The 20,238-nt window shown below is 72.9% G+C and carries 19 protein-coding genes; 13 read left to right on the top strand and 6 right to left on the bottom strand.

What is annotated here, in order from left to right; translation table 11 throughout:
- The first annotated feature begins 43 nt into the window (after positions 1-43).
- The 5 genes from ACGFIO_RS20885 to ACGFIO_RS20865 are packed head-to-tail and all read left to right on the top strand — an operon-like array spanning position 44 to position 4,861.
- Positions 44-1,015 carry an ABC transporter substrate-binding protein gene (locus ACGFIO_RS20885; RefSeq protein ID WP_392827934.1) on the top strand — a complete coding sequence of 324 codons (972 nt, stop codon included), beginning with the start codon at positions 44-46 and terminating at the stop codon, positions 1,013-1,015.
- Entirely contained in the window at positions 1,012-1,776 is a 765-nt protein-coding gene (locus tag ACGFIO_RS20880; RefSeq protein WP_392827933.1) for an ABC transporter permease, read from the top strand. Before ACGFIO_RS20885 ends, ACGFIO_RS20880 begins: the two co-directional genes overlap by 4 nt.
- Positions 1,773-2,507 carry an ABC transporter permease gene (locus tag ACGFIO_RS20875; RefSeq protein ID WP_392827932.1) on the top strand — a complete coding sequence of 245 codons (735 nt, stop codon included), beginning with the start codon at positions 1,773-1,775 and terminating at the stop codon, positions 2,505-2,507. Before ACGFIO_RS20880 ends, ACGFIO_RS20875 begins: the two co-directional genes overlap by 4 nt.
- Positions 2,500-4,113: a benzoylformate decarboxylase gene (gene mdlC / locus ACGFIO_RS20870; protein ID WP_392827931.1), complete on the top strand. Its 1,614-nt coding sequence runs from the start codon at positions 2,500-2,502 to the stop codon at positions 4,111-4,113. The genes ACGFIO_RS20875 and mdlC overlap by 8 nt, the downstream gene beginning before the upstream one ends.
- Before the next feature lies 1 nt (position 4,114).
- Positions 4,115-4,861, top strand: coding sequence for an ABC transporter ATP-binding protein (locus tag ACGFIO_RS20865; RefSeq protein ID WP_392827930.1), 747 nt, complete (start codon positions 4,115-4,117; stop codon positions 4,859-4,861).
- 105 nt (positions 4,862-4,966) lie between these two features.
- Here the strand turns inward: ACGFIO_RS20865 and ACGFIO_RS20860 are convergent, their stop codons facing one another.
- The 3 genes from ACGFIO_RS20860 to ACGFIO_RS20850 are packed head-to-tail and all read right to left on the bottom strand — an operon-like array spanning position 4,967 to position 7,586.
- Complete coding sequence (locus ACGFIO_RS20860) at positions 4,967-5,422, bottom strand: MaoC family dehydratase (RefSeq protein WP_392827929.1); 456 nt, start codon at positions 5,420-5,422, stop codon at positions 4,967-4,969.
- Positions 5,419-6,900 (bottom strand): long-chain fatty acid--CoA ligase, encoded by a 1,482-nt coding sequence (locus ACGFIO_RS20855; protein WP_392827928.1) that lies wholly within the window; start codon positions 6,898-6,900, stop codon positions 5,419-5,421. The genes ACGFIO_RS20860 and ACGFIO_RS20855 overlap by 4 nt, the downstream gene beginning before the upstream one ends.
- 8 nt (positions 6,901-6,908) lie before the next feature.
- On the bottom strand, positions 6,909-7,586 hold the full coding sequence (locus ACGFIO_RS20850) for a maleylpyruvate isomerase family mycothiol-dependent enzyme (RefSeq protein WP_392827927.1): 678 nt from the start codon (positions 7,584-7,586) through the stop codon (positions 6,909-6,911).
- A 41-nt stretch (positions 7,587-7,627) separates the two neighbouring features.
- Between ACGFIO_RS20850 and ACGFIO_RS20845 the strand changes: the two genes are divergently transcribed.
- A complete protein-coding gene (locus tag ACGFIO_RS20845; RefSeq protein ID WP_392827926.1) occupies positions 7,628-8,407 on the top strand; it encodes an SAM-dependent methyltransferase in 780 nt (259 codons plus the stop codon).
- Positions 8,408-8,481: 74 nt separating this feature from the next.
- Positions 8,482-9,834 carry a serine/threonine-protein kinase gene (locus ACGFIO_RS20840; RefSeq protein WP_392827925.1) on the top strand — a complete coding sequence of 451 codons (1,353 nt, stop codon included), beginning with the start codon at positions 8,482-8,484 and terminating at the stop codon, positions 9,832-9,834.
- A 127-nt stretch (positions 9,835-9,961) separates the two neighbouring features.
- Here ACGFIO_RS20840 and ACGFIO_RS20835 read toward each other — a convergent pair whose 3' ends face one another.
- Positions 9,962-10,975: a LacI family DNA-binding transcriptional regulator gene (locus ACGFIO_RS20835; RefSeq protein ID WP_392827924.1), complete on the bottom strand. Its 1,014-nt coding sequence runs from the start codon at positions 10,973-10,975 to the stop codon at positions 9,962-9,964.
- A gap of 151 nt (positions 10,976-11,126) precedes the next feature.
- Entirely contained in the window at positions 11,127-11,867 is a 741-nt protein-coding gene (locus ACGFIO_RS20830; RefSeq protein WP_392827923.1) for a phosphotransferase, read from the bottom strand.
- Positions 11,868-12,047: 180 nt separating this feature from the next.
- On the opposite strand from ACGFIO_RS20830, the gene ACGFIO_RS20825 reads away from it, so the two are divergent.
- From ACGFIO_RS20825 to ACGFIO_RS20815, 3 genes are all read left to right on the top strand, one after another.
- The gene (locus ACGFIO_RS20825) at positions 12,048-12,698 is read left to right on the top strand and encodes a vancomycin high temperature exclusion protein (protein WP_392827922.1); all 651 of its coding nucleotides are present in this window, start codon (positions 12,048-12,050) and stop codon (positions 12,696-12,698) included.
- 89 nt (positions 12,699-12,787) lie between these two features.
- Positions 12,788-13,225, top strand: a complete 438-nt coding sequence (locus tag ACGFIO_RS20820; protein WP_392827921.1) for an acyl-CoA thioesterase — start codon at positions 12,788-12,790, stop codon at positions 13,223-13,225.
- A gap of 310 nt (positions 13,226-13,535) precedes the next feature.
- Positions 13,536-14,069: a hypothetical protein gene (locus tag ACGFIO_RS20815; protein WP_392827920.1), complete on the top strand. Its 534-nt coding sequence runs from the start codon at positions 13,536-13,538 to the stop codon at positions 14,067-14,069.
- A 16-nt stretch (positions 14,070-14,085) separates the two neighbouring features.
- Here the strand turns inward: ACGFIO_RS20815 and ACGFIO_RS20810 are convergent, their stop codons facing one another.
- Positions 14,086-14,742, bottom strand: coding sequence for a CGNR zinc finger domain-containing protein (locus tag ACGFIO_RS20810; RefSeq protein WP_392827919.1), 657 nt, complete (start codon positions 14,740-14,742; stop codon positions 14,086-14,088).
- 62 nt (positions 14,743-14,804) lie between these two features.
- Here ACGFIO_RS20810 and ACGFIO_RS20805 point away from each other — a divergent pair, with 62 nt between their 5' ends.
- The 3 genes from ACGFIO_RS20805 to ACGFIO_RS20795 all read left to right on the top strand — a co-directional run bounded on the left by ACGFIO_RS20805 (position 14,805) and on the right by ACGFIO_RS20795 (position 20,071).
- Positions 14,805-16,151 (top strand): MFS transporter, encoded by a 1,347-nt coding sequence (locus tag ACGFIO_RS20805; protein ID WP_392827918.1) that lies wholly within the window; start codon positions 14,805-14,807, stop codon positions 16,149-16,151.
- Positions 16,152-16,303: 152 nt separating this feature from the next.
- Positions 16,304-19,090 carry a BTAD domain-containing putative transcriptional regulator gene (locus ACGFIO_RS20800; protein ID WP_392827917.1) on the top strand — a complete coding sequence of 929 codons (2,787 nt, stop codon included), beginning with the start codon at positions 16,304-16,306 and terminating at the stop codon, positions 19,088-19,090.
- Positions 19,091-19,513: 423 nt separating this feature from the next.
- Complete coding sequence (locus ACGFIO_RS20795; protein ID WP_392827916.1) at positions 19,514-20,071, top strand: sigma-70 family RNA polymerase sigma factor; 558 nt, start codon at positions 19,514-19,516, stop codon at positions 20,069-20,071.
- Positions 20,072-20,238: the final 167 nt, after the last annotated feature.

The following is a 20,238-nucleotide window of genomic DNA, read 5'->3' as shown; positions in this document are numbered from 1 at the left end:
AAGGGGTTGTGTCATTTGCGCGGTCGGGTATTGACTCATTCCTATGCGATGGAATCGTGTCGCCGCGGCCCTCAGCGCACTTCTCCTGATCTCGATCGGCGCCTGCGGAAACAATCAGCCGAAGGCCGGTAACGGGCTGGAGAAAAAGTCGATCACGGTCGCCGCGCTCCCCCTGCTCGACGTGGCCGCCCTGCACATCGCCCAGGAGCGCGACCTCTTCGCGGCCGAGGGGCTGCAGGTCCGGATCGAGCCGGTCGCACAGAGCCTGGCCGCCCTGCCGGCGCTCAAGAACGGGCAGGTCGACGTGATCGCCGGCGGCAACTACGTGACCTTTCTGCAGGCGAACCAGCAGGGCGCGATGACGCTGCGCGTGCTGGCCCCGGCGTCCGCCGTGGCCCCGGGCTTCATGCAGCTGGTGGTGCTGCCCGAATCACCGATCAGGCAATTGTCCGATCTCACCGGCAAGACCGTCGCGGTCAACATCCTGAACAACATCCAGTCGTTGACCTTCAACGAACTGCTCACCGCGGCCAAGGTCGATCCGGCCGGCGTGAAATACCGGGCCGTGCAATTCCCCCTGATGGACAAGGCGCTGGCCAACTCCGACGTCGACGCGATTCTGACGGCCGAGCCCTTCGGGACCGTGATCACCACGAAGCTGCCCGCCCGGACGGTGCTGGACGCGGGGACCGGGCCGGCGGCCGGGCTGCCGATCAGCGGCTACGTCAGCACCGCGCAGTGGACGTCGAAGTACCCGAAGACCGCCGCCGCGTTCCAGCGGGCGATCCTCAAGGGTCAGGCGCTCGCCGCCGGCGACCGGGCGCTGGTCGAGCGGGTGCTGCCGGGTTACGCCAAGGTCGACGCCACCACCGCCCGGAACGCGCGGCTGCCCGCGTACCCCACCGCGAACGACCGGGCCGGTCTGCAGAAGCTCGCCGATCTGATGGCCGGCCAGCGCCTCCTGCCGGCCCGGGCCGACGTCACGCCGGTGATCTTCACGCCGCCGGCCGCATGATCACCCGCTCCGGCCGGTGGCTGCGCGGGCTGGCCGGTGTCGCGGCGGCGGTCGCGGTCAGCGAGGTGCTCGCCGCGACCGGGGTCGTCCCGCGCGCCTTCCTGCCGCCCGCGTCGGCTGTGCTGCGCCGCGCCGCCGAGCTTCCCGCCGACCCCGCGTTCCGCACCGACCTGGCCACCACGCTGGGCGCCTGGGCCGCCGGGGTGCTGCTGGCGGTGGCCCTCGGGGTGGCCCTGGGCCTGCTGCTCGGCGGCCTCCCGGGCGTCGGCGCGGCGCTGCGGCCGGTGCTCGAGTTCCTCCGGCCGATCCCGTCGGTGGCCCTGATCCCGCTGGTCAGCCTGATCCTCGGGGCCGGCCTGATGACCGAGGTCACACTGATCGGGTACGCCTCGCTCTGGCCGGTGCTGTTCAACACCGTCTACGGGCTGGGCGAGGTCGACCCGGTCCCCCGGGAGACGTTGCGGGTGTTCGGGTTCGGGCCGGCCGAGGTGATGTGGCGGGTGTCCCTGCCGGCCACCGCGCCGTTCATCGCCACCGGGGTACGCCTGGCCGCCGCGATCGGGCTCATCCTCGCCGTGGGCACCGAGATCCTGGCCGGGTTCGGCGACGGGCTGGGCGTGTTCATCGCCCAGGCCCAGCTGGCCGTGGCCGGCACCGTGGACGTGCTGGCCGGCACGGTCTGGGCGGGCACGATCGGGGTGCTGGCCAACGCCGGGCTGGCCGGGTTGTCCCGGCGCGCCTTCGGATGGCACGGGCGATGAGGCTCCGGCCGCGCTGGGCGGTGCCCCTGCTCGTCGTCGCACTGTGGGAACTCGCCGCGCGGCGTACCCATGACGTATTCTTCCCTCCGCCCTCGACCATCGTGCCCCTGCTCGCACAGCCGGACGCCGTCGCGAGCCTGTGGCCGAGCCTGGCGCGGATGGCGGCCGGGCTGACCGCCGCCGCCCTCGTGGGTGTCACGCTCGGGCTGGCGCTGGGCCGGTCCGAACGGCTGACCGCCTACCTCGACCCGTTGCTGCAGTTCGCCCGGGCCATCCCGCCGCCCACCCTGGTGCCGGTGTTCATCGTGCTGATGCGCCTGGGCCCGCCCATGCAGATCGTGTCGATAGCGGCCGGCGCGGTCTGGCCGATCCTGCTGAACGCGGCCGACGGCGCCCGCGCGGTCGACCCGGTGCAGACCGCGATCGCACGGGTCTTCCGGCTCTCCGCGGCCGACCGGCTGACCCGGATCATCCTGCCCTCGGCCCTGCCCAAGATCTTCGCCGGGCTGCGGCTCAGCCTGTCCCTGGCCCTGATCCTGATGGTCTTCTCGGAGCTGCTGCCCGGCAGCGCGGACGGGATCGGCTTCCGGCTCACCGACGCGCAGAGCCGCTCCGACCTGCCCACCGTGTGGTCGGCGATCGTGCTGCTGGGCCTGCTCGGCTACCTGCTCAACACGCTGCTGCGCGCGGTCGAACGCCGCGCGCTGGGACGACCTTCCGGGGGTGTCTAGATTGGACGGGACGACCGTACGCGACGCGGTGTTCGACTTCCTGCGCCGGCAGGGCGTGGACACGATCTTCGGCAACCCCGGTTCGACCGAGATCCGGCTGCTGCGGGACTGGCCCGCCGATTTCACGTACGTGCTGGCACTGCAGGAATCGATCGCGGTGGCCGCGGCGGCCGGGCACGCGATCGGGACCGGCGTGGCCGGGGTGGTGCAACTGCACTCGGCCGGCGGCGTCGGGCACGGGCTGGGCGCGGTGTTCAACGCCTACCGGGACCGGGTGCCGCTGCTGGTGATCGCCGGCCAGCAGACCCGGGCGATGCTGACCACGCGGCCGTTCCTGGCCGCCGACGAGCCGGCCACGTTCCCCCGCCCCTATGTGAAGCTGTCGGTGCAGCCCGACCGGGCCGAGGACGGGCCGGCCGCGGTGGCCGAGGCCTACCGGGTGGCGATGACGCCGCCGCGCGGCCCGGTCTTCGTGTCGATCCCCGAGGACGACTGGGACCGGCCCGCCGGCCTGGTGCCCGGCCGCGAACTGCACACCGATTTCACCGCCGGCCCGGTGACGCTGGCCGAGGTGGCGGCCGAGCTGAACGCCGCCCGCCGCCCGGCCCTGGTCATCGGCGCCGGCGTCGACGAGGACGACGCCCAGGATCTCGCGGTCGAGCTGGCCGAACGCCTCACCGCCGCGGTCTGGATCACGCCGCTCTCGGCCCGCTCCGGGTTCCCCGAGGACCATCGGCTCTTCCAGGGCTTCCTGCCGCCGGTCCGGGACCAGATCACCGCCCGCCTGCGCGAGCACGACGTGGTGCTGGCGCTGGGCGGCCCGATCTTTAAATATCACGTGCACACCGAGGGGCCGGTGCTGCCGCCCGGTGTCCGGCTGATCACGCTGGACTGCGACCCGGCCCAGGCGGCGTGGGCGCCTGGCGGGACGAACGTGCTGTCCACCGTACGGGCCGGGCTCGGCGCCCTGCTCGACCTCGTGGACAAGCGCCCCCGGCCCGCGCGGCCCGCGCGTACCCGCCCGCAACCGGCCCGGCGCGGTGACCCGATCGAGCCCGAACTGGCCATCGACACGTTGCGGGCCCTGATCCCGGCCGACGCGATAGTGGTCGAGGAGATCCCGAGCCACCGGGAGACCTTCCACGCCCGGTTCCCGATCACCCGGCCCGGCGGCTTCCTGACCACCGGGAGCGGCGCGCTGGGCTGGGGGCTGCCGCTCGCGGTGGGCCGGGCACTGGCCGCCGGGCGGGACGAGCGGGTGGTGTGCGTGGCCGGCGACGGGTCGAGCATGTACTCGATCCAGGCCCTGTGGACGGCCGCGCGCTGGCGGGCGCCGGTGACCTTCGTGGTGCTCAACAACCACGGATACGAGGCGGTCAAGGAGCTCGGCCGCCGGCTCGGCGCCGCCACGCTGGTCGGGACCGATCTGCACCGCCTCGACTTCGTCCAGCTGGCGGCCGGGCTGGGTTGCCCCGGTGCGCGGGTGGCGGGCGCGGCGTCGCTGACCCGCGAGCTGAACACGGCGCTGGCCGCCGACGGGCCGTACCTGGTGGAGATCCCGGTCGCGTCGGGCTCGGCGTCGGCCTACGCCGAACCGGCCGGTTGAGATGCTGACGATCAAGGGCTTCGGGCACGCGTACGCCGGGCAGCCCGTCCTGCGTGACGTCGATCTGACCATGGCCGACGGTGAACTGGTGAGCATCGTCGGGCCCTCCGGCTGCGGCAAGTCGACGCTGCTGCGGTGCGTCGCCGGGCTGATCGCGCCGGGCGAGGGTGAGATCCGGGCCGACGGGGTGCCCGACGACGTGGCGATCGTGCTGCAGGAATACGGGCGCTCGCTGCTGCCGTGGCTGTCCGTACTCGAGAATGTGGCCCTGCCGTTGCGGCACCGCGGTCTCACCACCGCGCGACGCCGGGCCGCCGCGCGAACCGCCCTCGATCAGGTGGGCCTGGCCGGCGTCGAGCGCAAGCACCCGTGGCAGCTCTCCGGCGGCATGCAGCAGCGCGTGTCGATCGCCCGGGCCCTGGCCTACCGGCCGCGGCTGCTGCTGATGGACGAGCCGTTCGGGTCGGTGGACGCGCAGACCCGCGAGGACCTGGAGGATCTGCTGCTGGCGGTGCGCGGCGACGACACGACGGTCCTGTTCGTCACCCACGACATCGACGAGAGCGTCTACGTCGGCGACCGGGTCGTGGTGCTCGGCGGGTCACCGGCCACCGTACTGGCCGACCTGCCGGTGGGCCTCGGCCCGGGCCGCTCCCGCGACCAGATCGTCACCCGCGAGCAGCCCGGCTTCGTCCGGCTCCGTTCCGAGGTCGGCCGCCTGATCCGCCACCCCAGTCCTCAGCGGTAGCCCCAGGCGGTATCGGCGCGGCGGATCCCCGATTTGCCTACCACCGCGGTTCTCAGTGGTAGGCCTGAGCGGTATCGGCGCGGCGGATCCCCGATTTGGCTACCACTACCGGTAGAAGCGCTGGATGCTCTGGGCCACGCAGACCGGCTTGGGCGAGCCCTCGGCCTGGACGGTGAAGTCGAAGACGGCCTGCACGCCACCGTCGACCGGGTCGACGCTCACCACCGTGCCGAGCATGCGGATGCGCGTACCCACCCGCACCGGCGCCGGGAAACGCACCTTGTTGAGGCCGTAGTTGATGCCCATCGCGACGCCCTCGACCCGCAGCAGCTGAGTGAAGAGCGGGATCACCAGCGACAGGGTCAGGAACCCGTGCGCGATAGTGCCCTTGAACGGGCCGGCCGCCGCGCGTTCGGCGTCCAGGTGGATCCACTGGTGGTCGTCGGTGGCGTCGGCGAAGGTGTTCACCCGCTCCTGGGTGACCTCCATCCACTCGGTGGCGCCGAGATCCTGGCCGGCCAGGGCGATCACCTCGTCGACCCCGTTGGCGACTGTTGTCATGCCGGTGTCCCTTCGCTGGATCCGCCGTACTCGCGGCGGAGACGTGCCTTCAGCAGTTTGCCCGACGCGGTCCGGGGCAACTCGGCCACGAACTCCACGTACCTCGGGACCTTGAAGCGGGCCAGCCGCCCGTCCAGCCCGCGCAGAACGTCGCCGGCGGTCACGTCCGGGCCGGACCGTACGATCAACGCCTTGCCGACCTCGCCCCACTTCTCGTCCGGCACCCCGATCACCGCGCACTCGGCGACGCCCGGACAGCCCAGCAGCGCGTTCTCCACCTCGGCCGGATAGACGTTCTCACCACCAGAGATGATCATGTCTCTGGCCCGGTCGACGATGCGGTGAAAGCCGTCGCCGTCACGCACCCCGATGTCGCCGGAGCGGAACCAGCCGTTGTCCAGCACCGCCGCGGTCTCCTCGGGCATCCCCCAGTAGCCGCCGAAGACGTTCGGCCCGGCGACCATGATCTCGCCCGGCTCGTCGTCGGCGGTGTCCCGGCCGTCCGGGGCCACCACGCGCACGTCGGAGAAGAACACCGGCACACCGGCCGTACCGGGCTTGGCCGCCGCGTCCTCGGCGGCCAGGTAGAGCACGCCGGGCGCGGCCTCGGTCATCCCGTAGCCCTGCAAGAACAGGACGCCGCGATCGGCGTACTCCCGGATCAGTGGTTCGGGCACCGGCGCGCCGCCGCACTCCAGAATCCGCAGGCTCGCGAGTTCGGCCCCGGCGAAGTCGGACGAGCGGGCCATCAGAGCGAACATGGTGGGTACGCCGAACATCACCGTCACCCGTTCGGCGGCGATAGTGGCCAGCGCCCGCCGCGGGTCGAACGACGGCTCGAGCACCGCCCGGCCGCCCTTGACCAGGATCGGCAGCAGCGACTGGGCCAGCGCCGCGATGTGGAAGAGCGGCGCCGCCACCAGCACCACGTCGTCGCCGCGCAGATCGATGTCGATCAGGTGATTGCAGACGTTCCAGGTCAGGTTGCCGTGGGTCAGCATGGTGCCCTTGGGGCGGCCGGTCGTCCCCGACGTATACATGATCACGGCCAGGTCGTCCAGCCCGACCAGCTCGTCGATCGGCTCGCCGGTCTCGTCACCGGACACCACGACCGCGGGTACGCCCAGGCCGGCCGCCATGCTCTCGTGACCCGGGCCGGCCACCACCACGGCCGGCTCGGCGTCGCCGACGATGACCATCAGCTCGTCGCGCGTCAGCCGGGCGTTGAGCGGCAGGTGGACCGCGCCGAGCAGGCCCGCGGCGAAGAGCGTGAGCACGGCGTGGGGATGGTTCACGCCGAGATAGGCGATCCGGTCGCCCCGGCGTACGCCCAGCCTCCGCAACCGGTGCGCGAAACCCTGGGCCCGGGCGGCCAGGCCGGCGTAGGTGATGTCGACGCCCTGATGGGTGAGCGCCACGCGGGCGGGTGACATCCGCGCCCGGCGGGCCGGCCAGGATCCGAGTCCCTGATTGCGCATCGCACCCCTCAAAGCCAGTCGGGCAGCTCCGGCTTCTCGCCCTCGACGTCCGCACCGGCGGAACGCCCCGTCAACCAGGCCGCCACCGCGGCCGGTGGGCCCGACACCGACGCCGTGCCGGCGCCCGTCGTCCAATGCCGCCCGGCCGCCTCGACCCGCAGGCCGGGGCCCTTCAACGCGCCCATGACGTCGCCGATCAGCTCGACCAGGAAGTCCTCGGGGAAGCCGGCGAAGGTGATGCCGGTGCCCAGGTCGGCCTGGTGCACCCAGACCTCCCGCGAGCGCATCCACAACACCTCGGCGCCCGGGATCCGCCGGCCCTGCCGGGTGCGGACCTCCGCCCGCCACGCCTCGGGCGGCATCTCGGCCACCCGGGTCGCGAACCGCTCATCGGCCCGGAGCAGGTCGGCGCGCAGCTCGGCGGCGGGCAGCTCGGCGCCCCGATCGATGTCGTCGTCGCGCTGGCGCGGGCTCGCGTACATCGGGGTCTCCACCCCGGTGCGGGCCCACTGCATCAGGTTGACCAGGGCGTCGGCGTTGCGGGCGACATGGGCGACGACGTGCGCCCGGCTCCAGCCGCCGAGGGCCGACGGTTCCCGTAGCTGGTCGTCGGTCAGCCCGGCGACCGCCGCCACGAAGCGTGCTGTCCCCTCCCGGGCCCATTTCTCGCTCCATGCGCGCGACACAACGGGATTCTACGGGCATCGGGCTGACTAGTGTGGACTTCGTGGTCGACTCCTCGACGCCCCACCCCGCCCGTCGCTACAACTACCTGCTCGGCGGCAACCTGCATTTCGCCGCCGACCGGGCCGCCGGTGACGCCCTCGCCGCCTTCGTGCCCGGCGTCCGGGAGGCGGTCCGGGCCAATCGCGCGGTCCACCAGCGAATGGTCCGGCACCTGGCAGCCGGGGAGGGCGTCCGTCAGTTCCTCGACGTCGGCACCGGGCTCCCGGCCCCGGACAACACCCACGAGGTGGCCCAGGCGGCCGACCCGGCCGTCCGGGTCGTCTACGTCGACAACGATCCACTGGTCACCGAGCACGCCGGGGCGCTGCTGACCGGCGGCGCCACGGCCTATCTCGAGGCCGACATGCGCGACCCCGCCGCCATCCTCGGCAGCGACGCCGTCCGCGGGACCCTCGATCTCACCCAGCCGGTCGCGGTCCTGCTCATCTCCGTGCTGCACTTCGTCCGCGACGACGACGAGGCCGCGGCCATCGTCCGGGGCCTGACCGGGGCGCTGCCGGCCGGCAGCTTCCTGGCGGTCACCCATGCGACCTGGGACCACTACAACGCGGCGAACCTGGCCCAGGTCAGGGCCATGACCGAGGCCGCCCCGGTGGACGCGTGGCCGCGTACCCGTGAACAGACCTTGCGGTTCTTCGACGGGTACGACCTGATCGCACCGGGCATCGTGGAGCCCACCCGATGGCGTCCGGACGCCGGCACCCGGCCGTACGACGTGCAGAACACCCCAGGCTGGGCGGTTGCCGGCCGGCGGCGCTGAAAGTGGGCAATCGCGGATCCGGCGGCGACAATGTGGCAGGCGAGGTTCACAAAGCTCTTGGCGGAGGGTGACGGGTGGACGAGGACTGGCCACAGACCGGGACGCTGCTGTCCCACCGCTACCGACTGGCCGAACGGCTGGCCACCGGTGGCATGGCGGAGATCTGGCGTGCCGATGACGAGCTGCTCGGGCGGGCGGTCGCCCTGAAGTTGCCGACCCCGCGCGCGGCCGAGATGCTGCACCAGGCGTGGACCGAGGCACGGACCACGGCCCGGTTGTCGCACCCGCACATCGCCGCCGTCTACGACTACGGCGAGTCACCGCGGCCGGACGGTTCGCTGGCTCCGTTCGTGGTGATGGAGCTGCTCGACGGGGAGTCCCTGGCGGCCCGGCTGGCCGGCGGGCCGATCCGGTGGCCGGTGGCGGCGCGGATCGGCGCCGAGGTGGCGTCGGCGCTGGCCGCGGCGCATGCCCGGAGCGTCGTACACCGCGACATCAAACCGGGCAACGTGATGCTCACGCCGACCGGCACGAAGATCCTCGACTTCGGGATCAGCGCGGTCACCGGGGCGCCGGACGACGACGACACCGGCGCGACCTTCGGCACGCCGGCCTACGTCGCCCCGGAACGCTTGGACGGACGCCCGGCCGAACCCGCCACCGACGTGTACGCGCTGGGCACGGTCCTGTTCGAGATGGTGGCCGGTGAGCCGCCCTACCCGGTCGACACCTGGGAGGAGTACGCCGCCGCCCGCGCCGCCGGCCCGCAAGAGCTGCCCGACGAGTTGCCCGCGGCGTTCCGTGACGTGGTCGAACGCTGCCTGCGGGACGACCCGGCCCGCCGCCCGCCGGCCGACGAGGTCCGGGACCGGCTCACTCCGCTGGCCGGCGAACGCCCGTCCGCGCCGGCCGCCGCCGGGCCGTTCACGTCGGGCCGCGCCCCCGCGCACACGGTGCCGATCGTCCGCCCGGCCGGCCGCACCGCGGGCCGGGTCGCCATCGTGGTGGCCCTGCTCGCCGCGGCCGGCGTGGCCGTGGTCATCGGTTCCTGGTCCTCCCCCGACGACGACCCGGACGCACTCCCGTCGCCGCCCCCGGCCTCCTCCGAGCCGGCCGTGACGCAGACGGTCACCGTCGAACCGGAGGTGCCACCGACCGCGCCGCCCGAGCCGGAGAGCCGCGACGACGCCGTCCAGAACGTGACGGCCGCGGTCGAGGAGGGCCGCTCGACCGGCCGGATCCGCGACGACGTCGCCGTCGACCTGCTCAACCTGCTTCAGCAACTGGACAACGCGCCCGCCGCCGAGGTGCCGGGCCGGGTCGACGCCTTGCGGCAGAAGGTCCGCCAGCGCATCGGCGAGGGCGGCCTCGACGCCGCCCAGGCCGACGTCCTCCAGGCCCGCCTCGACGAGGTCAAGCAAACCTGACAGTGCAGCCACAGGCGGTGTCCGGGCCTCGAACGCCGCCCCCGCCCACCACCGGTTCGGACAGTGGTATCCACGGGCGGTGTCCGGAGCGCGAATGCCGCTCCTGGTTACCACCGGGGGATTTCGCTCAGGCTGAGCCGCGGGGGACGAGGCGGGTGGGCAGGACGACCTCGTGCTGGTCGAAGTCTATGCCGTCGATCTTGGCCAGCAGGAGCCGGACCATCTCCTCGCCCATCTCCTCGATCGGCTGATGCACGCTGGTCAGCCCCGGATCGGTGTGCCCGGCGATGGCCGAGTCGTCGAAGCCGACCACCGCCACGTCGGCCGGCACCCGACGGCCGTTCTCCCGCAGCACCCGCATCGCACCGGCCGCCATCAGGTCGGAGGCGGCGAACACGGCGTCCAGGTCGGCGTACTGGTCGAGCAGCCGGCGCATGGCCGCCTCGCCGCTCTCCTCGCTGAAATCACCGATCGCGATCGCGCCGCGGCCCACGACGTCCTGGTAGCCGGCCAGCCGGGCGATGCCCGGCGGCATGTCCTGCGGCCCGGCGATGCAGGCGATCCGCCGGCGGCCGCGCGCCCGCAGGTATTCGGTCGCCGCCCGGGCCCCGCCCCGGTTGTCGGCGTCGACGAAGGTCTGCCCGCCGACGGCGCCGGTCGGGCGGCCGGCCCGGACCATCGCCACGCCGCGCTCCTCGAGCTTGGCCGGCAGGATGTCGTCGCCGTGCAGCGAGAGCAGCAACGCGCCGTCCACGTGCTGGCGGGTCAGGAAGCCCTCGGTCCGGTGCCGTTCCTCCGGTGACTGGGCGATCATCAGCAGCAGCTGGAGGTTGCGGCCGCCCAGGGCCGAGGCGATGGACTGCACGATCCGGCCGAAGAACGGCTCGGCGAAGAACCGGCGGCCGGACTCGAAGATGACCAGCGCGATCGAGTCGGTGCGCTGGGTGACCAGGGTGCGGGCGGCTCGGTTGGGCACGTACCCCAGCTCGGCGATAGCGCTCTCCACGGCGCGCCGGGCCGAGGCGCTGACCTTGTCCGAGCCGTTCACCACGCGGGAGACCGTGCCGCGACCGACCCCGGCCCGGCTGGCGACCTGGTCCAGGGTCGGCCGGCCCGAGGCACGGCTGCGTTCCGTCGTCATGTCCCCCGCCTCCCCAACCCCGGGTGGTTGTCGCTGCACAAGCTACAACCACCGGGACGGGGAGTGGATCACGCGGGCCTGTGGGAGCACTCCCACCACCATCGACCGTCGTGGACGGGACCGGCCCCTTCGGCCCCGGGCCGTCCCATCGCTATCGCAGAGCCCGTTCGAACAGGGCGCGATGGTCGCGGGTCCAGTCGTGGGCGGCACGGACCGCGTTCACGGTTCCGAGGCGGCGGAGCCGGATCATCGCGGCGTCGCCCGCGTCGGCCGCGGCGTCGATGCCCCGCCAGCACCGGTTCTGCCACCACAGGATCGTGTCGACGAGGGCGGAGCGGTCGGCCAGGCCGTAGGCGTCGGCGACCACCCGCACCAGCCGCGCCGCCGCGACCGGGTCGGCGAGGCCAGGGCCGAGTCCCGGGTACTGCCAGCAGACGTGGGCGACGTCGTGGATCCGCCGGCCCGGCCCGGCGATGTCCCAGTCGATGAACGCCACCGGCAGCAGCACGCCGTCGTCCTCGCGGTAGACCGTGTTCCGGGGCGAAAGGTCGTTGTGGCACACCACCTCGTCGGCGCCGGCGAGGGCCGTACCAGCGGTCAGGTCGTGGAAGCGCCGCACCTGCCGGGCCACCGCGGCGAGGCTGGGTTCCGACCGGACCGACGGCGGCTCGCCTTCCTGCCGCCATGGCACGACGCCGTCGACGAAACTGAGCATCTCGCGGCCGCGGTCATCGGCACCGAGGAACCGCGGCGCACCGTCCCAGCCGCGCTCCTCGAAGTGCCGCAGCAGGCCGCGAACGAAATCCCGATCTCGTGGCGGCGGTTTGCGCACCGTGCCCTCGACCAGGACGGCGTCGCTGACGAAACCGCCGGGTAGCGCCTGCTCGTTCATGACCCCACTCGCGTCGGTCGGGTGGCCCGGACCCGGACGGATCCGCGGCCCGCGGTCAAAGGAGGACGGGCGGAAGGTCGGTGAGCCGCCCGCTCCTAATGATGCCCCGCGACACCATGGCTACGAACGACGGGAACCGGATCCGACAGCAGCGTGCACGGACCTGACAGGATCGGGCCGGTGCGACGTCGTGTCTGGATACCGCTGGCCGTCATCACTCTCGTTCTGCTCGGCGGCGGGCCCTGGTTGTGGACCGAGTTCGGGGCCCGCGGGTACGAGCACGACGTGGCCGACGCGCCGGTCGCCGACGTGACGATTGTGCTGGGTACCGGGGTCGAGCCGGACGGGCGGCCGTCGCCCCGGCTGGTCGGGCGGCTGCGGACCGCGGCCGAGCTGGTGCGCGGCGGGCGTACGCGGGTGGTTCTGGTCTCCGGCGACGGCGGCGGCGACTCCGGTGACGAGACGGCGACGATGTCCGCGTACCTCGAAGGTCTCGGGGTGGACAAGGCCAGGATCGTGCAGGATCCGCACGGGCTGGACACCTACGACAGTTGCGTACGGGCGCGGGACGTCTACGGGGTCCGCCGGGCGTTGGTCGTCACCCAGGACTACCACCTGTCCCGGGCGGTGACGCTTTGTCGCGGCGTGGGCCTGGACGCCGAGGGGGTACGGGCCGGCTGCCCGGGCTGCGGGCGGCTGTTCCTGGCCGGTAAGGCCGGACGGGACTTCTTCGCCTGCTTCAAGGCCGCCTGGGACCGGGTCAGCGGCCGCCCGCCGGCCGTGGAGTCGCCGGCCGATCGGTCGGTCGAGCAGGCGCTCACGAGCTCGTAACAGACCGGAAATCAGAACGTCCCGTCGAGCCGGTCTAGGATTCCGGCGTCTGTACGGTTGCCCGGTCAGCAACTGAAGAGAGAAGAAACATGGAAGCTCCGGTCCTCTACGGCACGATCGAGCATCCGGTCGTCTACTTCGACGACCTGGACAGCATGGGCATGGTGTACGCCTCGCACTACCTGACGCTCGTCGACCGGGCCGCCGCCGACTTCTGGGGCCGGCACGGCATCCGGCCCAGCCACCCGGACGCGATCCACGTCTTCCGGAAACAGTCGATCGACTACCACGCCCCGATCCGCGACATCGGGCCGCTGCGGGTGCGCCTGTGGGTGGAGCAGCTCGGGCGGACCAGCTGCGAGTACGGCTTCGAGATCCGCTCCGGCAACGGCCGGGTGCTGCACGCCGACGGGCGCCGGACGATCGTACGCGTCAGTCTCGCGACGGGGCGCCCGGCGCCGTGGACCGCTCAGGCCCGCGAGGGCGCCCAGGAGATCCTCAAGCCCGGTGCGGAGCAGCGCGCCTAGAGATTCTTCGTACGCGGTGGCGACCGCCGGCGACACCCCGAGTGACGCCATCTGGGCGCGGCCTTGGTTCCTACGCCGCTGTTCGATACGCTGAGCGACATATGGGAGCGCTCCCATGAGCGTACTCCCGGGCGAGCCTCACCAATTCGCCTTTTCGTCCCGACCGCAGGCACACGCGCCACTGGCCGTCGGCCGGCGGCGGGACGTTCGACCTCGCGGCGGCTCCCGCGGGGTCACCGCGCGGGGCGCGGGGACCGCCATCCCCGTCCCCCGCGCACCCCTCTCACCCTCCGGGTGTGAAGATCAAGTTATGCCCTGGAGCGCCGCCACTCCCCCGCGCCCGCCGAACCGGCCGGTGCTGTTACGACCGGTCGACCGCCGGCACCGGGCCGTCCTGCACAACCTCGGCCAGCTGTTCCGCTACGACCTGTCCGAGCCGTACGGCATGCTCCCCAACGACGACGGCACCTTCAACGACCGCATGGTCGACCGCTTCCTGGCCGAGGCCGACCCCGGGCACCGGGCCTGGCTGATCACCGCGGCCGGCCGGCTCGGCGGCTTCGTGATGACCCTGCCGCTGCCCGGCGGCGGCAGCACGATCAGCGCGTTCTTCGTGGTGCGGGCACTACGCCGGACCGGGGTGGGCCGGGAGGCCGCGCTCTGGATCATCGACCAGTTCCCGGGCCGCTGGCGGATCGCGTTCCAGCGCTACAACCCCGGCGTCGAAGGCTTCTGGAGGGGCGTGGCCCAGGCCGTGGCCGGTCCGAACTGGACGATCGAGGACGGCCCCATCCCGGAGAACCGCCCGCCGGACACCTTCATCGAGTTCACCACGTACGCCTGACCGCCACTTCAGCCCCTCACAACCGGGCGCGCCGGCGGGCGACGTAACGCTGCACCTTCTCGACCGTGCCGCAGTCGGCCATGTCGCACCAGCGGCGGCTGTGGTTGCGCGACCGGTCGACGAACAGCCACGGGCAGCCCGCGCAGCGTTTGACCAGCCTGAGATCGGCGCCGGTGAGCAACTCGGCCGCGGCCACGGCGACCGGGTGCAGCACGGCCACCGGGTCGTCCGAGCCGGCCCACGACCATCGAGCCCCTACAACGACCGTCGTCGCCGCCCCGCCCGCACTGCTCGCGGCTTCGGGAGCGGCGGCCCCGTCACGACTCGCGGCTTTGGGAGCCCGGCCTTCGTCGAGGCTTGCGGCGGCCATGGCCTCGGTGACGAACGGGCGCAGACGTGGCCATCGATCCGCCAGGTCACCCGTACCGTCGGCCGCCGCACCGAAGACGTCGTTCAGGGCGTCGCGCAACTTGTGCGCCCGGCGCAGCACCTCCTCGGGGTCAGGCGCGGGCCGCAGGCGGGCGGGCAGCGTACCCGCGCGCTCGGACCAGGCCAGCAGATCGTCATAGCCGCCCAGGTGATCGTGCCGGGTCGGCCCCCACGGGTTGTCGACCGTGTTGGCGAAGTCGAGGGCCAGGTTGCCGCCGACCACCGGGAGAGGACGCGGTGCCATGTTTCCACCGTATCGCCTTTCACCGGTTGCGGCGGTCCAGCCCCGATGCGAGTGTTTCCGGTATGAGGTCGATAGCCGGTAACACCCGCCCGTTCGTCGCCCTGGCCGGCGCGGTCCTGCTCCTGGGCATCGCCGATTCGATGGCCGGCGCGTACCTGGTGTTGTTCGCCTCGCGCCACGCCGGTCTCACGCCGGTGCAGATCGGGCTGTTCACCGCCGCCCCGGCCGCCGGCGGCATCGTCGTCGCCACCCTCATCGCCCGCCGCTTCGACCGCCGGCCCACCCGCGGCTATGCGATCGGCGCCGCCACGCTCGGGGCGCTCGGCCTGACGCTGCTGACCACGACCAGATCGGCACCGCTGCTCATCGTGATCGCCGCCTTCCTGCTCGGCGCCCACCAGGCCGTGTTTCCGCAGCTGTTCGCCCTGGCCCGGGTGGTGACCAGCAACGAGCGGACCACGCCGCTCCTGCGCTCGTTCTGGTCCCTGGCGTGGGCACTGGGCCCGCTGGCCGGCGCCGTCATGCTCGGCCACCTGGGATTTCCAGGGCTGCTCCGGGCGTCCGCGGTCGTGCTGGCCCTCGCGGCGCTGACGACCGCCGCCGTCCCGGCCCCCAGGCCCACCCAGCCCCAGGCCGCCCTGGCCGCACGCCCCGACCGGCCCTGCGCCGGGGCCGCCGGCCGCGCCATGCCGGCCGCCTCGCCTCCCGGCGGCGAGCAGCCGGCACCGCATCGGGACCGGCCACCCGGTGCCGGCCTGTGGATACGTCTCCGGACGTTCACAATCTCGCGCTACGGTTCGCGCCCACCCACCGGGGAGGGGGTGGGGGTGGCGGCCACGACCGGCGTGATCCTCTTCTTTCTGGCGATGTTCGCGGGATCGATCGCGTTGCCGCTCTACGTGACGGCCGGGCTGCATCAGCCTGACAGCACGGTCGGCCTGCTGTTCAGCGCGTGCGCCGCCGTCGAGATCATCGTGGCGCTCGGTCTGGCCGTGCTGCCGGACCGCGTCAACCAGCGCCTCCTGATCGCGGCGGCGATGATGGCGCTGGCCGTGTTCTACGGCATCAGCCTGCTCGCCGACGACCTGACGCTGCTGCTGGCCGGTCAGGTGGCCCGGGGCATCGCGATCGCCGTGGTCAGTGCGGCCGGGATCCGCTACTTCCAGGATCTGATGCGGCCGGCCACCGCGCGGGCGACGACGCTGTTCGCGAACGCCACCGCCGCCGGGTCGCTGCTGGCCGGGGCCCTGGCGGGGCCGGCGATCCAGCATTGGGGTCAGGTCACCACGCTGGTCCTCTGCGGGGGCGCGGCGATGCTCGGAGGGGGTGTCTTCTGCATACGGCAACGAAACCGGTCGGCTACCCGACAGGACGCTCGTCCGGTTACGGTCGGTGACCAGGCCCCCTGAGCACTGGGTGATCACGGGTTGGCCGTACGCGAGGTCGGGTGTGGACGGTATGGACATGACACAAATGCGACACCCCTCGACCTCGGGCGCATGGTTGGGGTTGCACGTGAACGGATACCGTGACCACCGTGCAGCCTCGCGATCTTCAGCCGGTGAGATTTCACCTGCTCGGGTCCCTGCGCGTCACTCGCGGTGACATTGACATCGCTCTCGGCCCCCGGCAGCAGCGGCTGGTCCTCGCCCTGCTGCTCGCGCGGGCCGGCGCCCTGGTCACGATGACCGAGCTGATCGACCTGCTGTGGGAGGAATCGGCGCCGGCCTCGGCGTCCAACGTGGTGCACCGGCAGATCGGGGCGCTGCGCCGGCTGCTGGAGCCGGGGCTGGCCACGCGCGAGACCGGGCGGTACCTGACCCGGCAGATGTCCGGCTACCAGCTGCACGTGGACACCGACTCGCTGGACCTGCTGGAGTTCCGCCGGCTGTGCGCGCGGGCCCGGGCCACCGACGACGCCGACACCCGGCTCGACCTGCTGCTCGCCGGGCTGCGGCTGTGGCGCGGGCGGGCCGCCGCGGGGCTGGAGCCGATCAGCCGTACCCATCCGGCTTTTACCTCGATCGAGGCCGAGCACGCGCTGGCCGTGCGAGACGCGGCGGACGCGGCCGAGCGGTGCGGGCGGGCCACGGCCGTGCTGGCGCCGCTGCGGGACGCGGCCGCGCGGCACCCGCTCGACGAGGCGCTGCAGAGCCGGCTGCTGGTGGCGCTGGCGGCCGACGGGCGGCAGGCCGAGGCGGTCGACCTCTACCACGCGGTGCGCCGCCGGATGGCCGATGAGCTGGGTATCGACCCGGGCGAAGAAATGCGTGACGCGTACGACCGGGTGGTTCGGCGGTCGGGGCCGCGTACCCCATCGGGAACCTCCTCCGCCACCCCCCTGCCCGCGCCGGCGCAGCTTCCCCCGGACCTGCCGTTCTTCGCGGGTCGGGCCGGACCGCTGGCCGAGGCCTACCGGGTGGCCGGAGCGGCGGGACCGGACGGCGCGGGGGTGCTGGCGATCGACGGCATGCCCGGCGTCGGCAAGACCACCCTGGCCGTGCACATCGCGCACGCGCTGGCCCCCCGCTACCCGGACGGCCAGCTCTACGTCGAGCTGCGCGGCTTCGACGGGCAGGGACCGGCGATGAGTACGGCCGAGGCGTTACGCGGCCTGCTCGGTTCGCTCGGCGTACCGCAGGACACCATCCCGACCGAACTGCACGCGCAGGCCGGCCTGTTCCGCAGCACCGTGGCCGGTCGCCGGCTGCTGATCGTGCTGGACAACTGCCGGGACACCGAACAGGTCCGCCACCTGCTGCCGGGCACCCCGGGCGGCCTGGTCATCGTGACCAGCCGCAGCCGGTTGACCGGACTGATGGCCGGCGTCGGCGCCCACCCGATGCCGGTCGGCCTGCCAACCGTCGAGGAGGCGCGGGAGGGCTTCATCCGGCGGCTCGGTCCGGCCCGGGTGAACGCGGCGCCGGCCGCCGTCGACGAGATCATCGAAAGTTGCGGGCGGCTGCCGCTGGCCTGCGCGGTGGTGTGCGCGCGGGCGGCGGGCCGGCCGGACACCCCGCTGGACCGGATCGCGGCCGAGCTCACCCAGGCCCGGGGCAGCCTCGACGGGTTCTCCGGGGATGACCCGAACACCGATCTGCGCGCGGTGTTCTCCTGGTCGTACCGGGCGCTGACGCCGGACACCGCGCGGCTGTTCCGGCTGCTCCCGGCGCATCCAGGCAAGGACGTGTCGATCGCCGGGGCGGCAGCGCTGGCCGGGGTGCCCGCCCGGGTCGGACGTCAGCTGGTGGGCGAGCTCAACCGGGCCCACCTGACCGTCGAGCACCGGCCGGGCCGCTATCAGACCCATGACCTTCTCCGCGCGTACGCCACCGAGCTGCTGGACGATGCCGGTGCCGACGAGCGGGCCGCCGCCGAGGACCGCTGCCTGCGCTTCTACCGGTCGACGGCGGCCGTCGCGCATCAACTGTTCGCCACCAGTGCCCAGCAGCACGACGTACCCGACGTGGGTCCGGATGTCACCCCGCTGACCTTCCCCGACCGGGTGGCGGCGATGTCCTGGCTCGAGGCCGAGGCGCAGGTCCTGATCGACCTGGTGCAGTTCGCCGCGCGTACCGGCCGGCACACCGCGGCGTGGCAGCTGGCCATCGGCATCCAGCACTACTTCGAGCGCAGCGGCCGGTCACTGGACTGGGTGGCGACGGCCCGGGTCGCCCTGGAGGCGGCCGAGCGCGGCGGTGATCTGGCCGGTCAGGCGCGTACCCATCGCAGTCTGGCCGGTGGTTACTACTTCCAGCGTGACTTCGACGCCGCTGTGTACCACCTGGAACGCAGCCGGTCACTGTACGTGGCGCTGGGGTTGGGGCCGGAGCTGAGCCGGGTCGACTTCAACATCGCGATGGTGCTGCGCCAGCGGGGCCGCCACGAGGAGGCGCTGGCCGCGCTGGAGGGCCCGATCCGGCAGGCGACCGCCACCGGTGACCAGAAGCAGCTGGCCGACGCGGCCGTCGAGCAGGCCGCCAACCACGCCGCGCTGGGCCACCGGGAGATCGCGATGCGGCTGGTCGGCCCGTCGCTGGCGTACTTCCGGGAGATCGGCGACCAGTTCGGCGCGGGCGAATGCTGGGACGTGATCGGCAAGGTGCGCACCGCCGCGGGCGAACACGACGCGGCGGTCGCGGCGTGGCGGGCCGCGGCCGGGTGCTACCGGGAGGCGTCGGCCGGGCCGCAGACGGCCGAGGCGCTGACCGCGCTCGGGGACGCGCTCACGGCCGCGGGGGATGTGGCGGGGGCGGCCCGGGCCTGGGACGAGGCGTTGTCGCTGATCTCGTTCGCGCAGGCAGCGACCGCGCACACCCTGCGCCGGCGGCTGCGGCCTTCGGCCTGATCACGGGCAAGGCGACCACCGCACGGGGAAAGGTGGCCGCCTTGCGTCACTAAGGACGCGTACCGGGCGCCCTCGTTCACGTGTAGTCATGTGATCCAGGTCACTTCAAGCATCCAAATGAACAACGCCAGGCCACCCCCGTTCTTATCGAATGGAGCCGGCGTGTTGCCGCTGGGGGGTCAGGGACAGCGCCGCTCCCGTTGCGGGCGACGGCGGCGCCGCACGCTGCCCGCCGGCGGCCGGCCCGCCGTCGCCCGCTTTCGTGACAGTGCGTGACTTGTGTCCCGCGCGCAGCGACGGCACTTTTTCGGCACTCGCACGTCAGTGTGATCACACCGCGTACTCCTAGCGTTCTTCGGCAGACGGACCGGAACCCCGGCCCGCGACCTCATCTCGCCCTAGTTCGCCCGACGGGGGTTACGGATGCTTGCCGCACCACCACTGGACCTGTCACCCGACCAGCCGGACTCACCGGACCCCACGCCCGACCGCGAGGCCCGCATGGTCGCCCTGCACGCCGAACACGCGCGGGACGTCTCCCGGTTCCTGCTCGGCCTGACCAAGGGCGAACGGCAGACCGCCGAGGACCTGCTCCAGGAGACGATGCTGCGCGCCTGGCGGCACATCGACGCGCTGCCCGCCGACTCCGAAGGCATCCGGCGGTGGCTGTTCACCGTCGCCCGGCGGCTGGTCATCGACGTCGTGCGGATGCGGCACAACCGGCCCGCCGAGGTGGGCGCGGTCGACCTCAACTGGATCGCCGCCCGCGACGACACCACCGGGTCGGCGCTGGCCGGGGCGTCCATGCGGTACGCCTTCGACCGGCTCACGCCCGCGCACCGCGACATCCTGTCCCAGGTGTACCTGCGGGGTCGCTCGATCGACGAGGTGGCCGAGCGGCTCGGGGTTCCGGTCGGCACGGTCAAGTCCCGTACCCACTATGCGCTCCGCGCTCTGCGAACCGGCCTGGAAGCCGCGTAGCCACGCCTTCGCGTAGCCACGCCTTCTCGGGAGGTGCCCCTCCACCGCGGGGATTGCCTCTTGAGAGTCGCTCGGGAGGTGCCCCTCCACCGCGGGGATTGCCTCTTGAGAGTCGCTCGGGAGGTGCCCCTCCACCGCGGGGATTGCCTCTTGAGAGTCGCTCGGGA

Origin of the sequence: Actinoplanes sp. NPDC049265 (assembly GCF_043197135.1) — a bacterium.
In the GTDB taxonomy this organism is placed as follows: domain Bacteria; phylum Actinomycetota; class Actinomycetes; order Mycobacteriales; family Micromonosporaceae; genus Actinoplanes.
The sequence above is the reverse complement of the archived record's forward strand: the minus strand, read 5'-3'. Positions and strand labels throughout refer to the sequence as shown.